Source organism: Croceitalea sp. W27, assembly GCF_055693185.1.
In genome coordinates this window covers 764,878-790,472 of record NZ_CM146327.1, presented here as the reverse complement: position 1 = coordinate 790,472, position 25,595 = coordinate 764,878, and the positions used below count along the sequence as shown (strand labels likewise).

At 38.7% G+C, this 25,595-nt stretch carries 11 protein-coding genes and 1 pseudogene; 3 read left to right on the top strand and 9 right to left on the bottom strand.

Going from position 1 to position 25,595, the window contains the following annotated elements; genetic code table 11:
- Positions 1-30: 30 nt before the first annotated feature.
- From ACZ1GR_RS03665 to ACZ1GR_RS03650, 4 genes are all read right to left on the bottom strand, one after another.
- Positions 31-486, bottom strand: a complete 456-nt coding sequence (locus tag ACZ1GR_RS03665; protein WP_472610884.1) for a T9SS type A sorting domain-containing protein — start codon at positions 484-486, stop codon at positions 31-33.
- Positions 487-760: 274 nt separating this feature from the next.
- Positions 761-1,741 carry a hypothetical protein gene (locus ACZ1GR_RS03660; protein WP_472610883.1) on the bottom strand — a complete coding sequence of 327 codons (981 nt, stop codon included), beginning with the start codon at positions 1,739-1,741 and terminating at the stop codon, positions 761-763.
- Positions 1,742-1,922: 181 nt separating this feature from the next.
- Complete coding sequence (locus ACZ1GR_RS03655; RefSeq protein ID WP_472610882.1) at positions 1,923-2,738, bottom strand: LytR/AlgR family response regulator transcription factor; 816 nt, start codon at positions 2,736-2,738, stop codon at positions 1,923-1,925.
- Between the two features lie 5 nt (positions 2,739-2,743).
- Entirely contained in the window at positions 2,744-4,063 is a 1,320-nt protein-coding gene (locus ACZ1GR_RS03650) for a hypothetical protein (protein WP_472610881.1), read from the bottom strand.
- A 1,071-nt stretch (positions 4,064-5,134) separates the two neighbouring features.
- Here ACZ1GR_RS03650 and ACZ1GR_RS03645 point away from each other — a divergent pair.
- On the top strand, positions 5,135-6,892 hold the full coding sequence (locus ACZ1GR_RS03645; protein WP_350288044.1) for a serine hydrolase: 1,758 nt from the start codon (positions 5,135-5,137) through the stop codon (positions 6,890-6,892).
- A gap of 360 nt (positions 6,893-7,252) precedes the next feature.
- A complete protein-coding gene (locus tag ACZ1GR_RS03640) occupies positions 7,253-9,166 on the top strand; it encodes a S9 family peptidase (RefSeq protein ID WP_472610880.1) in 1,914 nt (637 codons plus the stop codon).
- A gap of 103 nt (positions 9,167-9,269) precedes the next feature.
- Here the strand turns inward: ACZ1GR_RS03640 and ACZ1GR_RS03635 are convergent, their stop codons facing one another.
- From ACZ1GR_RS03635 to ACZ1GR_RS03615, 5 genes and pseudogenes are all read right to left on the bottom strand, one after another.
- On the bottom strand, positions 9,270-10,640 hold the full coding sequence (locus ACZ1GR_RS03635; protein WP_472610879.1) for a serine hydrolase domain-containing protein: 1,371 nt from the start codon (positions 10,638-10,640) through the stop codon (positions 9,270-9,272).
- A 54-nt stretch (positions 10,641-10,694) separates the two neighbouring features.
- On the bottom strand, positions 10,695-11,843 hold the full coding sequence (locus tag ACZ1GR_RS03630; protein ID WP_472610878.1) for a helix-turn-helix domain-containing protein: 1,149 nt from the start codon (positions 11,841-11,843) through the stop codon (positions 10,695-10,697).
- Positions 11,844-12,160: 317 nt separating this feature from the next.
- Positions 12,161-12,214: pseudogene (locus tag ACZ1GR_RS03625) on the bottom strand (hypothetical protein); the annotation flags it as partial.
- Between the two features lie 221 nt (positions 12,215-12,435).
- Positions 12,436-13,488, bottom strand: a complete 1,053-nt coding sequence (locus ACZ1GR_RS03620) for a hypothetical protein (RefSeq protein WP_472610877.1) — start codon at positions 13,486-13,488, stop codon at positions 12,436-12,438.
- Between the two features lie 217 nt (positions 13,489-13,705).
- Positions 13,706-14,383, bottom strand: coding sequence for an SDR family oxidoreductase (locus ACZ1GR_RS03615; RefSeq protein WP_472611789.1), 678 nt, complete (start codon positions 14,381-14,383; stop codon positions 13,706-13,708).
- Positions 14,384-15,704: 1,321 nt separating this feature from the next.
- Here ACZ1GR_RS03615 and ACZ1GR_RS03610 point away from each other — a divergent pair.
- Positions 15,705-25,595 (top strand): T9SS type B sorting domain-containing protein, encoded by a 9,891-nt coding sequence (locus ACZ1GR_RS03610; RefSeq protein ID WP_472610876.1) that lies wholly within the window; start codon positions 15,705-15,707, stop codon positions 25,593-25,595.

The following is a 25,595-nucleotide window of genomic DNA, read 5'->3' as shown; positions in this document are numbered from 1 at the left end:
AATATTTATATTTTTCATAATACTCGAGCTTTAATTTTTAATAATTTTCTTGGTGATTCGTTCGCCATTTTCCAGTTCAATGACTACGAGGTACATACCGTTTGGTAAGCGTGCTACATCATGGGTGCTGCTATAGGCTGTTGACCTTAGTTGTGGCGCGCTCACCCTGCTGCCATTCATGGTGTAAAAAAATAACTGCTTAATGGCTCCTTGCTGTTCAATATTAACATTGAACTGCGAGGTGGTCGGATTGGGATAAACGGAAAGATTAAGCGCTAAGGTCTCTTCCTTTTGATCCACAACGGCTTCCAACACATAAATGACTTCTAAAGTCTTCAACGTTGCTGAAATGGGTTCCCCGGGGCGTACTTCGTACTGGGTTTTTTTTTCTTGTGCCTGTAAGGTGCCAATACTCAAAAGAAGCAATAGCACAAAGATGACCTGCACTAAACCCTTACGGTCTATATCGATTTGTATTTGTTTCATATTATTTGTTTTTTATGGGATGCAGCTACCTAAGCTTTATAGGGGCTACATCTCGAATGAAATATGTTAACCCGTTGTATATTTTGAATAAAAAGCGTCAATTCGAGTGGTTTTTCTGAATCCAGTTCAGAAAAATTGTATCGAGAATCAGAATTTTAGAACCAAAAACCTTGTTTTCGACCTGCCTGCCGGCAGGCAGGTACTTATTCCTTTGGAAAAAACTCGAACTGACGGTTTTTTGATGTCCAATTATCAAAATAAAGGGTTATTTTCTTTACTTTTTTTCAATCAGTTGGTCTACCTTAGTCATCAAAGCGGTTAATTGCTCTTGTTGCGCTGCTATTTTTTTCTCTTGCGCTATGGTATATAGGGTCAGTTCTTCGACCTTTTCCAATAAGGCCTTGTTAATCGTGGCAACTTCAAAACCTTTTTCTTGCGCTACTTGTGCTGCTGAAGGTACATTGGGCAAATGTTTGTTGGTTTTGATAAAATCTTCCAGCTCGCTTAAAGGACTTAGTTCGTAATCGGCTTCAAACACATAATCGGGCCAATTGTCGACAGATTGTATTTTCATACCAGTGGCCAAGGCCTTTCCCTCTACCGCAAGATTATACCCTACAGGGGCAATCGTATTGCCAATAGCAAGACGGGCTCCTTTAACTGCCAATACGTTTTCGTTCTCTAAAACGATTCTGGCATCATAATCAGCTTCCGCCGTATTGGCGACGTTATTAGAAAAATCAATGTAAGGGGTATCCCCTGTTCGTAATTCAATTCTGTGGTTGGTGCCATCACTGCCAAAGCGGGAATGAAAGTTGGCTTGGCCATTTTTTCCACGTGTGATGAATTCTTTGTCGGATCGTACATTGCCATTTACATGAAAACGTTCTAAAGGATCGTTTTGAAAAACACCAATATTGCCATTGGCTGCCATTTTCATTAACATACGTTGATTGGCAAATTTTTTGCCGGGTATACTGGTGTAGCCCCTAAAAATTAAGTCATTCCCTTCTTGACGCTGCAAGAAAAGTGCAGTCGCATCACTGTCGGCATTTTGTGAATCAAAAAGAATGTAGGGTGAGATGTCGCCCCCTTCCGTGGCCTTCAGTAATAACCCTAAACTCTTTGACGGAAGCTCTGCCCTAAAAGGCTGTGCATGCATCTCTGTTATCGTAAAAACAGCAAAGGCAGTAAATGCCAGAACGAGTTTTGAGTTGGTTGTAAATTGTTTTGTAAAGTGTAAAATTGATTTCATGATTTTTTAGTTTTAATTTGTTTAGAGCCAAAGATTGGTTTATAAATAGTAGAAGGCAATGATTTTGTAGGCAGCTACAAGATTCTGTGGTTGGTGACAAGGTTTTGGGATGAATGACAATTTTCTTGTCATTCATCCCAAAACAAACGATATTCTTAAAGAAAAGAAGGGAATATTGCGATTAATCAACTAAAGCTTTTAAAACACGGATTACTTCATCACGCCTGCTTCTCGAAACCGGAAGACTCAGGTCTTGGTTTTTAAAGTGCAATTTGCTATTGTTCACATTTCCGGTAATCGATTTTATTTGGGTCATATTCACAATATAAGAATTGTGGCTCCGTACCATATAGTCGTACGGAATTTGTTCTTCAACACTCTTTAATGTGAGTCGCATGAGTTTGTGTTGCATTCCCTCAGAGGTGTTAAAATAAAACTCAGAATAATTATCACTAGACTTGATGTAAAGCAGTTCTTCTACTGGTAAAGTAAAATTTTCATTGAGCAATTCTCCTTTTATGGTGAGTTGTTCCTTTGGTTTTTCAAATTCTTGAGAATCTTCCATATCTATGTTCGCCCCTGCATCAAGAGTTCTAGCCCTAAAAACAAGCAATGACGCCAACACTATCAACACTTCGATACCTAGAAATTTAATCCATAAAGGATTAAAGAAAGACAATTCATATTGCAGGGCATAGACCCCGAATTTGGCAAGGGCCAAACCACATACCAATGCGAACAACAAAAAGAAACCCTTGGTTTTCCAAGCAGTGCTAAAAAATGAGGTGAAAACTTCCGGTAGAATAAATACAATCAATAAAATAACCGATAGCGAGGTCAAAGTGAAAATGGCCAATTGCATGTAATAGATGCTATCATCAATCGTGAGCCAATTGAAAATCCCTGAAAGTATGCCGGCTACAATCGTAAAAAGTAAGACCGCGACCGTAAAATAGGTTTTTTTTAAAAGTGAGAATATGAAAATATTTTGAAACAAAACAATTAGATTTGATTTAATGTAATTGATTTTTTTCTGTTGAACAGAATAATTAACGCTATCAATTGTGCGGCCAAAAGCCCAAAAATGGCGATAACGATTCCACTTGACTTTTTATAGAGATTTTCTTTGAAATCAAAAAGATCGGCCTGTTCGTCAAACTGCTTGGCATACTTTTCTTCGAGAATAGCCTTTTTATCTTGATATTGTTCCTTATTGGCCTGAAGATCTAATAGAATGCTTTTATATTTAATAAGATTTTCAGTATTATTTTGATGGTCATAAAGCTGAATTAGGCTTTTACAAATATCTTCAGCATTGGAGGTGAACAACAAAGCTCTGGCATTTTTGAGCTCATCGACCATGATTTTTTCGGCGAGCGCTACCTTACCCTGTAATCCATATGTTTTTGCTCTTAAAAAAGTATTCCTGCTAAGAAGAAGCTTGTTCTTAAATACTTTTAATTCTATTTCTGCTTTTCCCAAAGCGGAATGGGCACCTTCATAATCATGCTGGCTTAAAGAATAAATGGCCTGGTTGTGCATTGTGCTGATTAATGCGCCATAAACTTTGAATTTTTTAAAAATTTGGGTAGCACTATCCAAATATGCTATTCTTAGATTTGAATTTTTTAAATATTGATGAATAACGGATAGGTTGGTGTAATTACTGGCCAAACTCGTTTTGGCATTTGGGTCTTTTTGTTGTTTAAAAATAGTATTGGCCTTTAACAACATGGTTTCTGCAAACTCCATTTCTTTGTTGTCTATATATACCACTGCCTTATTTGAGTAAATTTTGGCTAGAGCATATTCAGCATTTTTTTGTTGAAGAAAAATCTTTTCTGCTTTCCCATAATATTTTAAGGCTAACGAATGGTAGTCTAAAGCTGAGTAGATAAGGCCGATGGAACGTTGTGTTTTGGCCATTAATGATTTATACTCTTTGTCGGATTTGTCCAGGTCACCATTTGCAAGGGCAACTTTTACATTATTTAATCCTTCAAATGCGTAGGTCAAGGCTTTTTCATACTCACCGCTTATGAAGTAACTATCCGCTATTTTACGTTTAGCGTTGATGCGGCCAAAGGTATAACCTATACTATCGGCCAATGTCAGTGCTTCCATGGAAACCGCCAAGGCTTTTTTGGTATTGGAGCCCATATGCTTTCCGAAAGCATCGCAAAGCGAATCTACTTTCTTCTCGGCCTTTCTTATGAGACCTTTTTTTTCTGTATCTGATTTTGCCAAAGAAGAAATACTGGTCAAAGTGAAGATGCATAACAAAAATAGGATTTTGTTAAGCCTTGTTTTCTGAAAAAGCATTTTTAAGTCTGTTAATGGTCTAGAGGTTGAAAACAATATAGTTTGTAAAAATTGTGATTTTATTTAAGAATAACTTGAATTTGAGTAAAATAGACCTTTTTAATTAGTTAAAAATATGTTAAAATAAATAAAACGAAATAGCTTGGTTTAAACATAGCATATGCTATGCCCTATGCTAAAAAAGTATAGAAATAAATAAATCGGAGGAAATTATTAGAAGGTAAGCTCGAAGAAATACTAATAGATCCTGTGACTCGTTAATTATTCCTTTAACTTTTCCATGTTATTGTTGAAACCTAGAACTAAGTAGAAGGCTTAACCAAGACTATTTCTCGGAGATGAATTTTGCTGAAAAGCTTGGTGAAGAGAAAGAAAGATTCATATACCTAGGACTCAACGATCACGAGTAATAATTCTTTAGCCTTATTAAGATAAACAAGTAGGCCTAGAAGAAGAAAGATGAGCTACTAAACTGTCCGCTTAATACTTTTTAGAGCGTCTAAAGGATTTGGGCTTGCAGCACGAAACGAAGTTTCGCTTGCTGTTGAAGATTTTTTATTAATTAGAAGAAAAGTCATAAGAAATTTTGAATTATATATATTCGTGAAAAGGGTTTGGGTTGGATACAGTTTACTGAAATAAAGTTTTAGTTATATTTTTTGCTTCAAAAGCATAGAGGTATAGTCAAGGATTTTCAATTTGACAAATTAAAACCGAAAATATTGGAGATTAACATCGTTATTCTTTTATTCTGGAATCTGTATTCATCGGTATTACTTTTGGGAGTTTTCTAATTTTTACAAAAAGAATAAATCAAAAATGCAAATAGATTTTTTCCCTATGCAACTATAATAATTGTTATATGAAACATCTGGATACTAAATATTGGTTCTAATTTCAATAATTGATTGTTAAACGAAGACATGATTTAATTTTATAGTTCAGAATAAATTGTTCTTAGTTTTTATCACATTCTTTTATAAAGTCGCAAATGACACAAACATGACATCTAAATGTCGCCTATATAGTAACACTATGTTCATAGTTTTGTCTTAACAAAATTATTAATCAATGAAAAATCAATCAATAGGAAAAAACCTCATCTACCAGAGAAAGCTCAAAGGCTATTCACAAGAGGAGCTTTCTGCTAAGACCGAGGTTACAGTGCGCACTATTCAGCGAATCGAGAAAGGAGATGTAAATCCACATTTACAGACCATTAAAATGTTAGCTACCGCACTCGATATTAATGTAGACGAATTGTTGAATCTGGAAAACCCCAAAGAGGAGGCAATCCAAAAAAAGTGGTTGCTACTTTTACACGGTACCCCTTTATTAGGTTTTGTGCTGCCTTTCTGCAATGTTCTTTTTCCTTTGTTTTTATGGATCCATAAAAGAGAGGATAACGTCCTCTATGACAGGCATGGTGCCAAAGTAATTAATTTTCATATCACAGTTTTGTTATTATATGCAATAGCATTTGTGGCATTGCTGACCATAGAAAAATGGGGTTTTATCATTTTTATTTCGGTCGTCCCGCTCTGTATCTTGATTGTTTTAGCAAATCTCATCTATGCCATAAAAGAATATAAATGTTATTATCCATTGGCCATACCATTTCTAAAATTCAAGGAGAGTAAAACCGTAAAATACGTACTGCTGTTATTTACCTTATTGGCCTTTGCAAATTGCGTCCCGCAAAAGACCGAGGGAATCAGCCGTTTGGACGGTACCGAAATTTCAAAGGATTCTTTGACCAAAAAAATCAATCAGCTTGTTACCGATGCCCAAGTGCAAGGAGTGGCAGTTGCTATCTTCGATAATAAGCAACCCGTCTATCAAAACACCTTCGGATACAAAGATTTTCAGAAGAAATCAATTCTTACAGACTCTACGAACATTTACGGAGCTTCTTTGAGCAAAGCGGTTTTTAGTGTTTTGGTCATGAAATTGGTCGAAGACAATGTTATTGATTTGGATACACCTTTGGAATCATATCTTCCTAAAAAAATACACGAATATGAACCTCAAACACGTTGGCATGATAATTATTCTGATTTACAAACAGACAGTCTATACCATAAAATAACGGCCAGAATGTGCTTGGCACACACAACGGGTTTTGCCAATTGGCGATTTTTTGAATCAGACCGAAAATTAAGGGTGAATAATGCTCCGGGGTCAAAGTATGGCTATAGCGGCGAAGGTTTTGTTTATCTACAGGTCGTATTGGAAAAACTGACTGGAAAAGGACTGGAAGAACTTGCACAAGAAATTATCTTCGAACCCTTACAAATGAATAACTCTTCGTACCAATGGATACCAAGATTTGAAAAAGATTTTGCCTATGGTCATATGACTGATGGAAAAAAGTATGGCAAAGACATCGATAATGAACCAAGGTCAGGTAGTACCTTAGAAACCACGGCAAGTGATTATATCAAATTTTTAACGGCTATCTTGAATCAAGAGCTTCTTAGTAAAGCATCTTATGATGAGATTTTTAGCTCTCAGATTAGAATTTATTCTTTAAAACACTTCGGACCTGATGCGGCAACCACCACGACCAAGTACGATACCATTAATCTGAGCTGTGGATTGGGATGGGTCTATTTTGAAACACCGTACGGAAAAGCAGTTTCTAAAGGAGGCCATGGGGACGGATTTCAACATTATTCCATACTGTTTCCAGAATTGGGCAAGGGCATGCTGATTATGACCAACTCTGATAATGGGGAAAGCATCTATAAAGAATTGTTGGAGAGCGCCATAGCTGATAAATATACTCCATCAGAATGGTCCAACTACATTCCTTATGACAAGAAATAGTATTTGGTGCATAGGTTAACTTAATTAACACGTGTTCGATGTAACAGTCAGTCCAAAAGAGAACAAATGTCAACGAAAACAGACAGTTGTCACCCCGAGCGCAGTCAAGAGCTTGAAAGAATGTACCTTTAAAGAGGTTTCGACCCCGCTCAACCTGACATAAGTTCATAAATCGCGAGAAACCAAACAAATGACAGGTTCCTTATGTAGAACTCATTAGTAACCCAAAAGTCCTACTTGAGCAAACACGAAAGTAGCCTTTATACACCTTTAACCTAAAAAGGGTGCCAAATTTAATGTGGCACCTTATTCCCCAATAAAGCATTTAGTTTTGAACACAATCTTTGAACCGTATTAAAAATGAAAGTCAATTTAACAATATTTCTTACCCTACTTCTGTGTATCCAAACCTATTCTCAAAAAAGCAATATTATCTCTTATGGTATTGATTCTACAGATCTATCCGCAGAACACCACAATCTAAATACCTATAGGAGTACTATCAATTTTCCTCCCTTTATAGGGTGGAGTAGAAATGGCAAGAAGATGTTATTTAATGGTGGCAAGGTTATCTATGCCATGAAAAGATACAACTCAGAAATCAAAGAATATGAAAAATTTGACTCTTATCTAAGCTCGTACTTATCACCTGACCAACGTAAGTTTTTATATCTAGAAGATGAAGATGGCAATGAAGATTATCAGATTTTCCTATTTGATATTAAGACAAATAAAGCTATCGAAATATCCACGAAAGGGGACAAAAGTTATGACCCTTTCTGGTCACCAGATAGTAATCGATTGGCCTATAAGTCGAACAAAAGAAATGCTAAGGAAGTAGATTTATATTTTAAGTCCCTTACCAATTTAGATAATGAGAAATTAGTATTTCAAGACTTTTCAGATGACGGCCAACTATATGATTGGAGTGCCGAAAAAGGCTTGGTATTAGCGGCAAAGGTCATTTCTGAAAATAACAAGATGCTCTATCTTATCAATGATGTGTCTGGCCATAGTACTCAAATCAATTCGACCAAAAGTGATATTGCTTATTCAGATGCGAAATTTATCCCCAATCAAAACGCTTGCCTCATTGTATCAGATGAATTCTCAGAATTTCTGGAACTTACCCATTATGATTTGAACAAAAAAAGATTTAAGAGAATAACAAGCGATATTCCCTGGGATATAGAAGCATTGACCGTTGACGAATACGGAAAAATAGCGGCATTCAGCACAAATGAAAATGGGTTTTCAAAACTATATATTTTGGACCTGAAAACCTTGAAATATCAAAAGGTTGCTGATTTCCCTATTGGAATTCTCGATAATCTAGTGATAGCTAACAACGGAACAAAAATTGGGTTCAATTTTTATACCAGCACCTTTTATCGCAAAGTTTTCTGTTATGACATTAAAAACAAAACTTTAAAGCAATATGCGAGAAAGGGGAAATTACCTGTTGACGCTATGACTTTTGTAACTGCCGAACCTTTTACTTTTAAAAGCGTGGATACATCTAAAGGAATTGAAAATACTATTCCTGCTTTTATATACAAACCTCAAAGAAGTGCACAGCCCTCCCCGGTTTTTATCGACATTCATGGCGGACCAGAATATCAAATACGACCTCGATTCAATAGTTTTTACCAGTACTTGGTCAATGAATTGGGTATAACCGTAATAATTCCCAACATCAGGGGTTCGAATGGCTATGGAAAATCATATATGAAGGCTGATGACACCTGGAATCGAGAAAATGCCATTGCAGATGTTGGAGCGCTGTTGGATTGGATAAAGAATGAAAAAAACTTAGATGAACAGAACGTGTCAATTTATGGAGAATCGTATGGTGGTTATGTGGTCTTGGCATCATTGGCGAAATATCCGCAACGGTTAAAATGTGGAATCGATATTGTTGGAATTTCCAATTGGGTAAGTTATCTTGAAAATACCCGTGATTACCGCAGGGATTTAAGACGGGTAGAGTTTGGTGACGAGCGCATAGAAAATATGCGAAACTTTTTAAGCGAAATTTCTCCGCTCACCAATGTACAACGAATAGATTCCCCATTATTAATTGTTCAGGGGTTTAATGACCCTAGGGTAAACTACAAAGAGTCGGTTCAAATGTTTGAATCTTTAAATCAAAAAAACAAGGATGTATGGTTTTTAATGGCCAAAGATGAAGGGCATGGGTTTCACAAACGACAGAACTATAAACTACAACAAAATCTCATCATTGCTTTTCTAAAAAAACATCTTTTGAATTAATATTTCAAAAACTAATGGAATATAAAAATTTAAGCACCCTTAAGTCTAAAGATTAGATTTTGTCTTTGTGGTTTTTACCCAATTGCAAATGATGTGTTCGTAACTACTTAATTTTAATCCATTCATAGGGCTCACCCTGATTGACAATTAACTTTGTGGTATTTCCACTTTGGTCTTGAATAAATTCTAAGGTAGCTTTCGGTCTTGCATTTTTCAATAAAAAAGTATTTTGTGTCAATGAAACAAGTTCTAATCTGAACTTACCGACCATATCAAAAATTAGTTTTTTTTCTATTTCTTTAATTTCTACAATCTTTGAGCTACCGTCCGATGGCTTATATCTTCCCTTAAAAGAGTTTGACAAATCTTCGTTGATGTTGTTTGAAGCTAGTTCTTCACCCAGGGCCAACGTTGAAAGGTCTTCTGTAATTTCTTGAACTTTTGAATTTTTAAAATTGGATAAAACAACGACAAAAATGTCTTCATTGGGCATGTACATTAAAAATGAATTAAATGACGAAATACCACCACTATGCGCAAGCGTAGCATTGTTGCCCTTTAGTTGTAGATGATTCACAAACCATCCACCATAACCGAAAATTCCTTTGTTACCATTCTTTAAAATAGATGTGGTCGTAGCTTTTGTCAATAGTTCTTCACCTAGTAATTCGTAGTTGTATAAGGCCCGATGCCATTTATACATATCTTCGACGGTCGATAATAAAGCTCCGGCAGAATACGGAATCGTCATACTTCGATACGCTCCTTTTACGTAGTCGCCTTTTTCTAAAGCGTAACTAGTAGCCCGATTCGGAATAACCTTTGAATTAGCTCCATAATACGAATTGGTCATATCTGCCTTTTTAAAAATATGTTCTTCGATATACTGCTGATATGACATTCCAGATACATTTTCAATAATAGATCCCAATAAAAAAGTGCCTGAACTGCTGTAAGACGATCTTGTACCAGGTTCAAACGCCAATGGCTCTTCTTTAAAAAAGTCAATTACTTCACGAATAGTAAAATCTTTTCGCATTATAAACGGATCCGCAGAATCCATTTGCATATAATCTTTTATGCCAGAAGAATGTGTTAACAATTGTTCAATTGTAATTGAATAACCTTTGTTTGGAAAAGTGGGAATGTATTTTTGTATGCTGTCCGTCAATACGAGTTTTTCTTTTTCGACAAGTTGAAGAATTGCCAAAGCTGTAAACAATTTTGTAACAGAACCTATTTGAAATACCGTATTTGTTTCTACTGGAATTTGCCATTCTAAATTGGCCATTCCGAATCCGTTCTTGTAAAGAATTTTATCATTCTTTGAAACAAGTACCGCAATACCTGGCTGGTTCTCTTTATAGCGACTTGAAAGGTACCGCTCAATTTCCTTACTTATTTTTTTGTTTTCTTGACTGGTAGATTTAAAAGAAATCAACACCAAAAAAAGACAAGCTAAAATATTCTTCATTTGCTCTATTTTTTGCAAATGAAGCAAAAGAAGTATCCACGTGTCTACCCAAATCTAGATTTGAGAATAACTTTCACCCGTATTCTTGCTATGTTTTTGCAGAAACTCACTCGGTGACTGTTGTGTGATTGATTTAAAAGTTCGTTGAAATGTTGCTTGCGAATTAAAACCACACTCAAAGGCAATACCAGTTATCGTCAAATCTTCAAATTTTTCTTTTAGAAGTCTTGATTTAAATTTTTCAATTCTATAACCATTCACAAATTCATTGAAGGTTTTACCCTTATACTGGTTTAAAACTGTAGAAATAGTTTTCTGTTTAATATTGGTGTGTGTTACAATATCATTCAATTTTAGGGAGGGGTCCAAAAACAGCTGATCTTCTTCCATTACTTTCTGTAGAGCGGTCATAGTTCTTTTTATAGTTTCATGCGAAAGTTCATTAACATTTAGCGTTTTACGATAAGTGTTTACGCTGATAATAATTCCGTTGTTCCCTATCCAGTACACTAATATGATAAGCGGAATGTAAATAGGATACCAACCCACTAAACTTAACAAAGCATTAGACGAAAAGGGAATTATATAAGGTATTAGATGGATGAGCCATACTGCGGCAAATATCGAAAATCCGATAGTAAATCTTTTAGCCCGTTTTAGCACCTTCTTAGCCCTTTTATTCTCTTCATGGAGGCTTATTATTTTAAAAGTCAGATATATATAAATGGTTAGAGAAAGCCATCTAGGAATATCAACATACACTTGATACGTTTGAATAAAATTAGCCCACTGCGCATTACTTTTATGACTAAAAATACCTAACAAACCACCTGTAATATATATGGCGGCGGCTACATAAGGTATAAGATCCAATAAAGTACTATAGAAATGGACACGGTCTTTTTTTTCTAGTTTAAAGTCGGGGTATCCTAATGTTGATTTCACATAAAAATATACCAATGGGCCAATGGGCATTATAATGACCAAAGGAACAATAGCTTCTATAATATTCCATAGCATCGAAGCTTCTTCTATCGTTTCAAGAAGATAAATGTTTAGACAAGCCAATGAAATCAAAAAAATGAGCGCTGAAAGAATAGTATCCGCATTCTTGTGCGATTTTAAGTTAAACAGTACAATCGAGGTAATTAAACCCTGTATTGTACCAACTAACAGAAGCGTATTTAAAAAACTAAATGCCATCAAAGATTACTGAACTACTTTATTTGGATACTATAGATAGCATTCCTTTATTTCAATTTATATCAAAATTAGTGCCAACCAATCAACTGAGACAAAGATAATTTTTTGAAGCGCTTATATAGATTTTGGTCTTTAATCTAATTATCGTTTAGATACTTATGTACCATACTGATGGACATTGATTCCTCTCCCACGGCTGAAGCTACCCTATTCATAACACCACTTCGAACATCAAAAATGCCTGGCACGCTTGTTTCCAATAAATACGGGGTTTATTTTGCTTCCATTGAGCCTCTACAGAATTACTATCCATTACATCACGACCAGTTTTTCATAAATTCAGATAATGGAATTTCAGTTGGTTTATAGTTTTTCCATCCGTCTTTTAAACAGGACTTGGCCCTTGCCTTTTAAGCCCAAAAGCAAATCGTTCTAACCGGCTCTCCATCTTCGTCATTATAATGAACTGAACTTGATGTTGCAAATTCATCTTTGTTTTTCAATCCGCAAACTATTTCAGTTTCACATACTGCTTTTATGAACTTCTTATGTCTGTTTTTAACTGTCATATGATTTTGGAACATAGTTCTTTTTATTCAGGCAAGTATAAGATTGAGGAACCATCTTCCTTATAAAGAAAATCTCCTACACTTCCACAATCTGTTGTTACCTTTAGAGTAAAGGGATACTGAATTTCCATTTGGGAAAATTCACTGCTTAAAAGAATATGCCCCATTAGATTTTCCAATCCATATTTCATCTTTTCATTCCTCGTTATCACTAAAGGAGCTTTGTCATGGGAAGTTTGATAAAATTTTAGAAATGTATATTTTTCTGGCTTTAATAAAATCTCATTTTCTTTTTTTATACCATACTTATTTGTCCTTGTATCCTGGTATATTTCGAACTCATTTAATTTTTCTATTGTTTTTTGATAAAGTGCCTTTGAGGATTCGTTCATTAAAGGTTCATCTGTAATTGTCTCTTCAAACACAATTTCATCTGATACCTCACTATTACTACTAATAGAAAAAGTATTACTTTCAAAATCAGATTCCTTGAATATTCTTATCTTATTATCTTCTAGTACTGATTTGACATTTTCTTTATTGAACAATATCAAAATATTTTGAGATATCTTTTTTCTGATTTTTATATCTAAGTATGACAGGTTATTAAAGTAATCACCTTGACCTGTTAACAGATAGTATCTGTTCTTCCTTTTGGCGATGAAATACGCAATGGGATATTGCATGTATATTTCTATGTTTGTAAAACTTTTCTTCAACAATTTCTTTCCCTCTTTGTTAAGCAAATTAGCTTTATTCCCATTTTTTGAAATGAAGTAAACTTCACTTTTATTATTATCATCAAAATTAGTTTTGTGGCGGACATACTCAATTTTATCATAATCGAATTTCAATACTGTTGAGCCATCACTCCGTTTGATAATCCCGTATTTCCCATTAGACATTCCAACTAAATTGTCATTAGCATATTTTAAGTCATCCAGTTCAGCTGGGTATAGTATTTGCCTTTTGGCATTAATCAGCCCATACTTTGAATCGCAATTCTGAAATATTCTTTGTGAATGTAGCGCTGAGCCTATCAGTAGCCCAATTGAGATTGTAACTAAATGCTTCATTTTTTTATTATTTGTAACGTTCTTGTATAAGAAAAGTAGGGCAGTTGTAAGCTGTACTTTTCGGATGATTTAGAGCCGAATTTTTAAATTTTGTTATTTAATTTTTTTCGTTTTAATATACCAAATTTAAAAAATTTGGTACCTTGGTAAAATACGCATAGAACTTTTGATTAAGCACTTATTGCACTATTTTTCATACATTGTTGTGAGCTTGCTTTTACGCCCTCTTTCCCTTTGTATTTGTTAAATCAATTTCCTTTATTGTATTGTTTTTGCTCAAATTTAAAATCAATTCGATAATGTTCAGATAATCATACATAGGAATTGCGTTTGATTCGTCAAGGCTTGAATTTTGCAAATCGTCTAAAACTTCTAGGGTTGCTATATTTCCAGCATTAATAACTGTTATTCCGATTTCAAGTGAGTTCAAAGTTTGCCTTAAAGAATGTGCAACACCTCTTAGTCCAAATTTGGAAGATGAATTAGCAACTTCTGGACTTGGAAAATTGTCCAATCCTGATAAAGCACCCATTAAAATAATTTTCGAGTTAGTAGATTTTTCTAGATTTGGCAAAAGATACTTCACGATTTTAATTGGTGCAATTAAGTTTACTTTAATAACATTTTCAATATCGTTATCAGAACAGTTTTTAAAATCGTATTCCTTTGTAAAGGCATTATTTTCCCAAGTACCGCCTAGATATAAAAGTCCGTCAACTGTAATTCCCTTTAATTTTTCAGTTAAATTTACGATTTCTTCTGAATTACTTAAATCAGTTTTTATCCATTTACCAATATTAGGATTTCTACGTGAGACGGTATATAGATTTTCGCAATTGTCTGACAAATGTTCGGATACAGCTTTTCCAAGTCCGCTACTTGCTCCAAATACTATTATATTTCCATATTTAATTTTTGGTTCGAGATTTTTTTAAGCTTACTCACAACTACAGCGCTAAACATAGTTCTGTGATTTCAACGGAAATATAGCAAAATCCTTTTGAACAATCTGACAAAGCACGCGAATGCTACATCATCGGTATTGTGTATGGCTTCTTTGCGGGATTTAAGTTACGTTTATTCTGAAGAATGGAAATATACTTGTAAGAAATAAAATTCGATTAACCATCGGACCCGCAATGAGATATATACTTTGTTATGCACTGGTTTTTTATCATTCTAAATTCCACCAGAAGTACAAAATGTTCTCCTCATTTTGATCTGAACTTGCAAAATCTCTATTCCCTTTTGGAATTCCGTTTATTGCGTTTTGTAATTCAGTCAGTTTTTCTTTTTCGAACTGAATTTCAATTCCGAGAGACTTTCACTCGCTTTTAAGTGAACCGTAAAATTCCAACTTTAACAAATACTCTTCAGGACATAGTCTATATTCAGGGGCAGTCTTTCTTTTTCGAAACCAGTCTACATCTATACTTTCATTTTTAGTGTTTATAGGCTTATTAGTTAAAAAGCGATTATAATTTATCCAAACCACACCCTTAAATATATTAAAGATAATACCAAGGTTACTCTTGGGATTATGAATATGGGTTAAGTATGCCAAACAAAAAAGCCTATTAATTTTAGTATATTTGATTAGTAAAGATTACAACATTTTACATCTATTTGTATTTAAAATTGCAATACGGTGTATAGTATGAAATTAGCATAGTAATTAATTGACAGTCAATAATATATAGTTATTCCTTTAGGACTGTCATCCCGACGAACCGCCTTTTGGCGGACTTCATTGCCCTGCTAATTTATTGATTAGCAGGGTTTTTTATTTTTTCTGTACTCATGTAATTTTAATGACCACTGGTCATACATTTTTTACTTCGAAGAGTAATTTTAATTATCATAATGTAAAAAGTTCTTTTCATTCACAAAGTATGCCCTAACGTTGAGGTAAAAATCAAACTTTACTGCTGTTTATTATACTTCATTTTTCAGTTCTTTTTCTTCATTTTATGCAAGAAATATCCTAATTTTAATAAACCATTAGCTAATCTTTCCAAATAAATAAAGTTTGAGGTACGTGTGACCTTATTTTCATTGTTGTTTCTAATTGTTAAACCAATAGTAATACTGCTATTACCACTGTTTTATCTGAGTTGACAACAAAGAATATATTTTGTTTTTGAAAAAATAAACCTTTGGGTTATCTACTTCGTAGGTATTCATCGGTAGAATAACTAACAAACCATTTCGGTATTATGAAAAAGTTCCCCAAGACTAATCAGAGCAGTCTTTGTCGTTTAAGATTCTTACTTATTTTCTTTAGTGTTATAGCGATTCCATCACTTACTGCACAGACACCTGGTCAAATATATTCTCCAGCTTCGCCAAGTACTAATCCAATGGATCCAAACGGAGACGGTTGGATTACAGCATCTGGATCGGCATTCACCGGCGGGCATGAGCTGCCTGAATTTGAGTTGCCATTTATTGCGGTACCCGAGCTAACTCCAGAGCCGAACTCTGACCAACAGACGGGTGCTTCATGTGGGCCATCGGATATTATGGGAGATTCCGCCACCGGTTCTGCCGGAGGGTATTATTATATCTCCGACCCTGATGGTATACCTGATAACGGGGATGAATTAATGCTATTTAGATTGCGAATAGCCCGACAAGCCAATGGTGCCTTTGGGTATAGTTTTTTATTTGACACCGATTTTGCTTTTGGCCCCTCAGACCCTAATAGCGTAGCGGGAAATCCTGGTTTTGAAATTGAGGTTATCTATGGTAGTGGAAATAATAATGATGTTTTGGTCGAAAATGTAGACGGCACTACGAGCGGAACGAATATTGGTACCTATGACCCGGCGAGCAATAGTCAGCGCTCCGATGCGCTGAACACAAATCCTGGTTGTGCTGGTGACGACCCCATTTTTATTGATTGGTATGTACCACTTTCAGATATAGGCATTACCACAACACAAAATTTTAGACTGGCCGTGGCAACCGCAAGTTCGCCATCTTCTGCGCTAGGGGGCTCCGCTTCAGATGTCGCTGGAGTTGATGGTGGTACTATAGCGAGTGACGATGACCAATTTACAGCAGCTGTTTTTGCCTCATCTGATATTGATGGTGACGGTGTTACCGATGCCAATGATGAAGATGATGACAACGATGGTATTTTAGATATCGAAGAAACACCCGGAGGGGTTGATCCTAACGCTGATTCTGACGGTGATGGCGTGCCAGACTATCAAGATACGGATTTTCCAGGGTTTGTAGATTCGAACTCAGACGGCATCAATGATAATTTCGATACAGATTTAGATGGCATTGAAGACCATATAGATACTGATGCCGACGGTGATGGTTGTGCCGATGTTTTAGAGGCAGGGTTTACCGAGAGTACAACAACACCAGGCGAGCTGGCCGGAACGGGATACGATGCCAATAATGGACGTGTTACAGGTAACACCGACGGGTATACAGGAACAAATGCAGACGTAACTGATGCAGCAACATTTACGGCATGCGCCGCGCCACCTGCGGATACAGATGGTGATAGTATAGATGATGCTTCAGATTTAGACGATGATGGTGATGGTTTGGCCGATGCGGATGAATATGTTGATGGCAATAATGCTTTTGGAGATGAGGACGGTGATGGTATATTGAATTTTGAGGATACCACGGACGATGGAACCGGTGATGGCTCGACCACAGATTACACCGATGCAAACAACGATGGTATACCAGATGTGTATGATTTTGACGGTGATGGAATTCCTAATCATTTAGATTTAGATAGTGATGGTGACGGTATACCTGATAATATTGAAGCTCAAAGTACTGCAGGTTATATTCCCCCAAATGGAGATGCCGCTGCAAATGGTGGTTTAGATTCTGCCTATGGCAGCGGAATAGCCGCGGTAAATACCGATGGTACCGATAATCCAGACTTTTTAGATTTAGATTCCGATAACGAAGGCGGAAATGATACCGTAGAAGCTGGTCTTGTTTTAAATGGCGATGTTGGTACTAATGGCCTTGACAGCGCGGTAGATAATCCGGCTGATGACTTTTCAGACCCAAATGGAGCTTTCGATGACACACAATTGGATAATTTCCCTGATTCTGATGGCGACGTAGCGACCGGAGGTAATGTAGACTTCAGGGACAACTTTACGGGATCTATCGATTGTGGAATAATCAACACTTTATATCAGACCCGCGGGAATGGTGGAAACAGTACGGCCGAGGTCTATAGATTCAATCCCTTTATTCAAGAATATGTGCAAATTGGTACTTTGGAAGGGGTAACCAATGCTTCAGCTACAAATTCTGCTTATAACGCAGCTTCACAATTGGTCTATTCATTTCCTACAAGCGGTAGTAGTACGCTAAGAGTATATGACCCTTCGAATTTCAATTTTATCGGTCAAATAAATATAAGTGGTGCAGCAGCTGGCTCAACTTTTTCCCTTTTTGCTTTTGAGGATAAGGTGGGTTACATCAATGGAGGTAACATTGTCACCTTTCAGGTAGCGAACATATCTAGTTACCCAGCTACAATAACTGCAACAAATCAGCCTATTACCGGTACGTTTTCAGGAGCGGCGGACTTTGCCCTGTTAGATGGTTTTGTATATGGTATTTCAAGAACCAATGCTGGGGTAATACGGTTAACAAAAGTAAATTTGACATCAGGTTTTTCAGAACGTTTTGATTTAACCGAAGCCAATGCAACAACCAATACCGACCCAATTACCAGTAATTCGTTTGGTGCGGTCTGGCAAGACCGTGATGGCAACTTATACGCTTTTAACAATGGCAACGGTGATATTTACCGAATTACCGATGTTGCCAATGCAACTGATGGCACAGACTTTACAAAGGTATTTATAGCAGATGATTCAGGTCAAAATGATGGTTTTGGCTGCGAGATTCAGGCCAACCCACTGGATTGGGATGGCGATGGTGTTGATAATAGCATCGATTTAGATGATGATAATGATGGTATTTTAGATACCGCAGAAAACAACGGATTAAACCCAAATGCGGATTTAGATGGTGATGGGGTTCCCGCTTCAATTGATGATGACGATGACAATGCTGCAATAGGCAATGCTGATGGCAATGTGCAACCCGAGTTTGATGCAGACGGCGATAATATTCCCAATGCTTATGATCTCGATTCAGACAACGATGGTATTCCTGATAATGTAGAGGCACAATCTACCTTAGGCTACATACCACCGAGTGGAAATGTAGATTTTAACGGAATCGATATTGCTTATGGTGATGGGATCGATAATACGGAGGTAATAAACTCGGACGGCGCACTAATCAATAGCGACATCGTACCCGATTATTTAGATACCGATAGTGATAATGATGGTGATAGCGATACCTCCGAAGCTTTTGGAGGAACAACGGCTTCAGGCAATGATTCTGATTTCGATGGCATAGATGACAGTTTTGACAATGTGCCTGATGGCGTTTCAGCGGATGGTGCGGCACAAAACGGCACAACTCCTTCTGCTCTGCCCGATGCCGATGGCGATGTAAATGGCGGTGGTGATGTTGATTATCGCGATGTTAAAGATGCCGATGGCGATGGAGTGGTCGATACAGATGATTTAGACGATGATAATGATGGCATTCTAGATACGGAAGAACATAATGGCCTTGATCCATTTGGAGATGCTGATGGTGATGGAGTACCCAACTTTTCTGATGCCAATGATAATGGTACTGCAGGAGATGGTTCTACAACAGATTATACCGACACCAATGGAGATGGTATACCAGATGCCTACGATTTTGACCTTGACGGCTTACCAAACCATTTGGATTTGGAAAGTGATGGCGATGGTATTTATGATGTAATTGAAAGTGGTGCTGGTTTAACAGATGCTGATAACGATGGCCAAGTTGATGGCGCAACGGGTGCTAATGGAGTTCCTGATGAAGCGGAAGATGGTGGTGTTGACGGCGCAGGGGTAAGTTTTGTGCCTGTGGATACTGATACCGATGGTAGTCCTGATTTTCTAGATATCGATTCTGATAATGATGGTAATCCAGATGTTACCGATCCCAATAGAACAAATCCCGTAGCCCAAGACGATAACACAACGGCTGATATCGGGGTTCCGAGAACCATTAACGTGTTGGTCAATGATGACTTTTTGGTTGGCAGTACCATAACAGATTTAAATACCGGTAATGCCAACGGTACGGTATCGATAGACCAAGCAACAGGTGAAATAACTTATACACCGGTCTTGGCAGATAATAATTCCACCGTTACCATAAATTATCAGGTTTGTAATGGTAGTGTTTGTGATACGGCAACTCTTTTTGTTACGGTACCTGCATGTGTTGATACTGATGGCGACAACATTTGTGATGCTGATGAAACCCCAGAGACTATAAACGACCCATGTGAGCCAAGATCTAATCCAAATTGGCAACCTCAGGGCACCAATGATTGTGACAATGATGGTTTGACCGATGATGAAGAGACTACAGGTGTGGATGACCCTGGTACACCAGCAAACCCTAATGGAAATACCACAGACCCTACGCTTACCGATACCGATGGTGATGGAATTTCTGATGGTCAAGAAGCCTTGGATGGTACCGACCCTAACGATGACTGTTCATCCATAGGGGGTATTCCGTTGGCAACAGGTGATTGTGATAACGATGGCCTTATTAATGATGATGAGTTCATCGCCGGTACTGATCCTAACAATCCCGACACTGATGGTGATGGCATATTCGATGGTGATGAAGTAAACGTAGACGGCACCGACCCATTGGATGACTGTGACTCGAATAGAGGTACACCATTAGGAACAAGTGATTGCGACAATGATGGTTTGACCAATGATGAAGAAACAACAGGTGTGGATGACCCAGCAACGCCAGCAGACCCTAATGGCGAGATAACCAACCCTGACAATGCAGATACTGACGGAGACACTATAACTGACGGTCAAGAGGCCTTAGATGGCACGGACCCTAATAATTCGTGTGATTCGGTTGGTGGCGCACCGCTTGGAACAGCCGATTGTGATGGCGACGGTTTGACCAATGATGAGGAAACTACGGGTGTAGACGATCCTTCTACCCCTGCTGACCCTAATGGTAACACTTCAGATCCAAATCTAGCGGATACCGATGGAGATGGTATTCCAGATGGTCAAGAAGCCTTGGATGGTACAAATCCCAATAATTCTTGTGACTCGGTCGGTGGTACACCACTGGGCAGTGAAGATTGCGATGGTGATGGGCTAACAAATGATGAAGAAACTACGGGTGTAGATGATCCAAGTACACCTGCCAACCCTGATGGAAACACCACGGACCCGAACAGCGCTGACACCGATGGTGATGGAATTTCCGATGGTCAGGAAGCCTTGGACAATACAGATCCTAATGATTCTTGCAGTTCATTGGGCGGTACCCCTCCAGGTACGGCAGATTGTGATAACGATGGGTTGACCAATGATGAAGAAACTACAGGCGTAGATGATCCATCAACCCCAGCGAATCCTAATGGAGAAATCACTGACCCAGCAGTAGCGGATACCGATGGTGATGGTATCAGTGATGGTCAAGAAGCTTTGGATGGCACAGATCCTAATGATGATTGCGATGCCATTGGAGGAACACCGCTACCAGATAGCGATTGTGATGGCGACGGTAATCCGACCAGTACGGACCCCAATCCTGATACGGCGACCGCTGTCGACGACAATACTACGGCAGATGTTGGTATTGCAAAAACAATTGACATATTGTTTAACGATGACTTCTTGGCCGGTAGTACCATTACAGATTTGGGTACGGGTACGGCCTCGGGAACCATTGTTATAAATCAGGCTACAGGCGAGTTAACCTATACTGCAACGGCTGCAGAAGACAATAATACGGTCACCGTAAATTATGAGGTTTGTAATGGAACGGTCTGTGCCACGGCAACAGTGTTCATTACCATTCCTGCCTGTGCGGATGCAGATGGTGACAATATTTGTGATGTGGATGACCCAGCACCTAATGACCCCTGTGTTCCTATGAGTAATCCAGATTGGCAACCGGTCGGTACTAGTGACTGTGATGGTGACGGTTTAACCTACGATGAAGAGACTACGGGTATCGATGACCCAAGTACGCCTGCAAATCCAAGCGGTAACATAACCGATCCTATGCTTGCAGATACGGATGGTGATGGTATAAGCGATGGTCAAGAAGCTTTGGACGGCACAAATCCGAATAACGATTGTGATTCAATCGGCGGAACACCACAAGGAACCAGTGATTGCGATAACGACGGTTTAACCAATGATGAAGAGACTACAGGAGTAGATGACCCGTCAACTCCTGCAAACCCTAATGGAAATACTACAGACCCAAATCTAACGGATACTGATGGGGACGGTATTTCTGATGGTCAAGAAGCCTTGGATGGTACAGACCCCAATGATTCGTGTGATTCTGTCGGCGGTATGCCTTTAGGAACAAGTGATTGTGATGGTGACGGACTCACCAATAGTGAAGAGATTACAGGAGTCGATGACCCTAGCACCCCGGCCAATCCTAATGGTATTTCCACAAATCCAAATATCGCGGATACGGATGGAGATGGCATTTCTGACGGCCAAGAAGCCCTTGATGGTACCGACCCTAATAATTCTTGCGATTCGGTAGGCGGTACTCCCTTAGGTACAGCGGATTGTGATGGTGACGGTTTGACCAATGATGAGGAAACGACAGGTGTGGATGATCCTAGTACTCCAGCAAATCCTAATGGTAATACAACAGACCCTAATGTGGTTGATACAGATGGTGATGGTATTTCTGATGGTCAAGAAGCCTTGGATGGTACCGACCCTAATAATGATTGTGATGCTTTTGGAGGAACGCCACTTGGAACCAGTGATTGCGATAATGATGGATTGACGAGTGATGAGGAAACCACCGGTGTAGATGATGTTTCGACCCCTGCTAACCCTAATGGTAATACAACAGATCCTAATAATGCCGATACCGATGGTGACGGTATAAGTGATGGTCAAGAAGCCTTGGATGGCACAAATCCTAATGATGATTGTGACTCGGTGGGTGGCACACCATTGGCTACAAGTGATTGTGATGGAGATGGTAACCCTAATGGTACCGATCCGAACCCTGGGGTTGGAACAGCCGTAGATGACAATACTACAGCAGATGTGGGCGTTCCAAAGACCATTAATATTCTAATAAATGACGATTTCTTGGCGGGTAGCACTATTACCGACTTGGGTACTGGCACTGCTGCAGGAACAATAAGTATCGATCAAGCCACGGGTGAACTTACCTATACGGCGATTGCAGCTGAAGACGATTCTACGGTTACGGTGATCTATGAAGTCTGCAATGGTACAGTATGTGACACGGCTACCGTATTTATTAGTATACCCACTTGTGTAGATACCGATGGAGACAATATTTGTGATGTAGATGATCCCGCCCCTGCAGACCCTTGTATTCCAAGGTCTGATCCAAATTGGCAGCCTGTTGGCACAAGCGATTGTGATAATGATGGGCTAACCTATGCTGAAGAGACCACTGGTGTTGATGACCCTTCGACTCCTGCAGATCCAAATGGAAATTTGACCGATCCAGACAATATAGACTCTGATGGCGATGGTATAAGTGATGGTCAAGAAGCTTTGGATGGTACGGACCCTAATGATTCTTGTAGTTCTTTAGGTGGCACCCCTCTTGGCACTACAGATTGTGATAATGATGGCCTAACCAATGATGAAGAAACTATTTTGGGTACCGACCCTGAAAATCCTGATACCGATGGGGATGGTATCGATGATGGGCAAGAAGCCAATGTCGATGGCAGCGACCCACTGGACGATTGTAATTCAAACGGTGGAACTCCATTGGGCACAAGTGATTGTGACAATGACGGCCTTACCAATGCTGATGAGACAACTGCAGGTACAGATCCAAATAACCCTGACAGCGATGGTGATGGAATAAATGATGGCCAAGAAGTAAATGTTGACGGAACCGATCCATTGGACGATTGTGATTCGGTTGGCGGTATACCTTTAGGTACAAGCGATTGTGACAATGATGGATTGACCAACGACCAAGAATCGGCTTTGGGTACAAACCCAGATATAGCAGATACTGATGGTGACGGTATTGACGACGGTCAAGAAGTACTTAGCGATAACACAGATCCCAACGATTCTTGTGATTCTATTGGTGGTACACCAACAGGTGCTTCAGATTGTGATAACGATGGATTGACCAATGATGAAGAAACCAATGCCGGTACAGACCCTAACAATCCAGATTCTGATGGTGACGGGCTGACCGACGGTGAAGAGGTGAATAATGTGGATGACCCGAGTACGGGCGAATCTCCTAACGGAACAAGCGACCCATTAAATCCGTGTGACCCTAACAATTCGGATGCTCTTTGCGATACAGATGGCGATGGCCTAACGGATGGTGAAGAAATTGCTATTGGCACAAACCCGAACAATCCTGATTCTGATGGTGATGGACTCACCGATGGTGAAGAGGTGAATAATGTGGATGACCCGAGTACGAGTGAATCTCCTAATGGCACCAGTGACCCATTAAGTCCATGTGACCCTGATAATACGGACGCTTTATGCGATACGGATGGTGATGGACTAACGGATGGCGAAGAAATTGCAATTGGCACGGACCCTAACAATCCTGATTCTGATGGTGATGGTCTCACCGATGGCGAAGAGGTGAATAATGTTGATGACCCGAGTACAGGTGAATCTCCTAACGGAACAAGCGATCCATTAAACCCATGTGACCCTGATAACACGGACGCTTTATGCGATACGGATGGTGATGGACTAACGGATGGCGAAGAAATTGCAATTGGCACAGACCCTAACAATCCTGATTCTGACGGTGATGGTCTCACCGATGGTGAAGAGGTGAATGATGTTGATGACCCGAGTACAGGTGAATCACCTAACGGCACCAGTGACCCATTAAATGCTTGTGATCCTGATAATTCGAACGCCTTATGTGATTCTGATGGTGATGGCCTAACGGATGGTGAAGAAGCTATATTGGGTACTGACCCTAACAATCCTGATTCTGACGGGGATGGACTCACCGATGGTGAAGAGGTGAATAATGTTGATGACCCAAGTACGGGTGAATCACCTAACGGCAATAGTGACCCATTAAATCCATGTGATCCTGATAATTCGGATGCCTTATGTGATGCTGATGGAGACGGTTTAACAAATGGTGAAGAAGCCGTATTGGGCACGGACCCCAATAATCCGGATACGGATGGTGATGGACTTACCGATGGTGAAGAGGTGAATAATGTTGATGACCCGAGTACAGGTGAATCACCTAACGGAACAAGTGATCCATTAAATGCTTGTGACCCGAACAGTTCAAACAGTGCTTGTGATAGTGATGGAGATGGATTGACCGATGCCGAAGAAGCTACGTTGGGTACTGATCCTAACAATCCTGATTCTGATGGAGACGGTATCAATGACGGCCAAGAAGTTATTGATAACACTAATCCTTTGGATGATTGCGATTCTAGTGGTGGAACACCGTTAGGCACAAGTGATTGTGATGAAGATGGATTGACGAATGATGAAGAAGATGTAAATGGCAACGGTTCGGTCGACGAAGGTGAAACAGACCCAAATAATCCGGATTCAGATGGAGATGGTATCAATGATGGTCAAGAGGTAGCTGATGGTACAAACCCATTAGATTCATGTGATTCCATTGGTGGAACGCCACCGCAAGGTGCCGCTTGTGATATCGATATCGAGAACGATTTGGTTGATCCAAATCTGAATCAAGGCGCATTCATCATAAGAAATATCGAAAACTTCCCCGATAATACCGTTGAAATTTATAACCGCTGGGGTGTAAAGGTTTTCGAGACCAAGGGGTATGACAATAGAGGTAATGTTTTTACAGGTATTTCCAATGGTAGGGCAACGATTCAAGAGAATGATCAGCTACCTGTAGGGGTTTACTATTATGTAATAAAATATTTAGTAAACGGCGAAGGAAAATCCAGAGCAGGATATCTATACATCAATCGATAA

Coding starts and splice junctions, on each gene's coding strand:
- ACZ1GR_RS03630 (WP_472610878.1), bottom strand. CDS start 11,843: ATGGCATTTAGTTTTTTAAATACGCTTCTGTTAGTTGGTACAATACAG.
- ACZ1GR_RS03650 (WP_472610881.1), bottom strand. CDS start 4,063: ATGCTTTTTCAGAAAACAAGGCTTAACAAAATCCTATTTTTGTTATGC.
- ACZ1GR_RS03645 (WP_350288044.1), top strand. CDS start 5,135: ATGAAAAATCAATCAATAGGAAAAAACCTCATCTACCAGAGAAAGCTC.
- ACZ1GR_RS03660 (WP_472610883.1), bottom strand. CDS start 1,741: ATGAAATCAATTTTACACTTTACAAAACAATTTACAACCAACTCAAAA.
- ACZ1GR_RS03610 (WP_472610876.1), top strand. CDS start 15,705: ATGAAAAAGTTCCCCAAGACTAATCAGAGCAGTCTTTGTCGTTTAAGA.
- ACZ1GR_RS03665 (WP_472610884.1), bottom strand. CDS start 486: ATGAAACAAATACAAATCGATATAGACCGTAAGGGTTTAGTGCAGGTC.
- ACZ1GR_RS03635 (WP_472610879.1), bottom strand. CDS start 10,640: ATGAAGAATATTTTAGCTTGTCTTTTTTTGGTGTTGATTTCTTTTAAA.
- ACZ1GR_RS03640 (WP_472610880.1), top strand. CDS start 7,253: ATGAAAGTCAATTTAACAATATTTCTTACCCTACTTCTGTGTATCCAA.
- ACZ1GR_RS03620 (WP_472610877.1), bottom strand. CDS start 13,488: ATGAAGCATTTAGTTACAATCTCAATTGGGCTACTGATAGGCTCAGCG.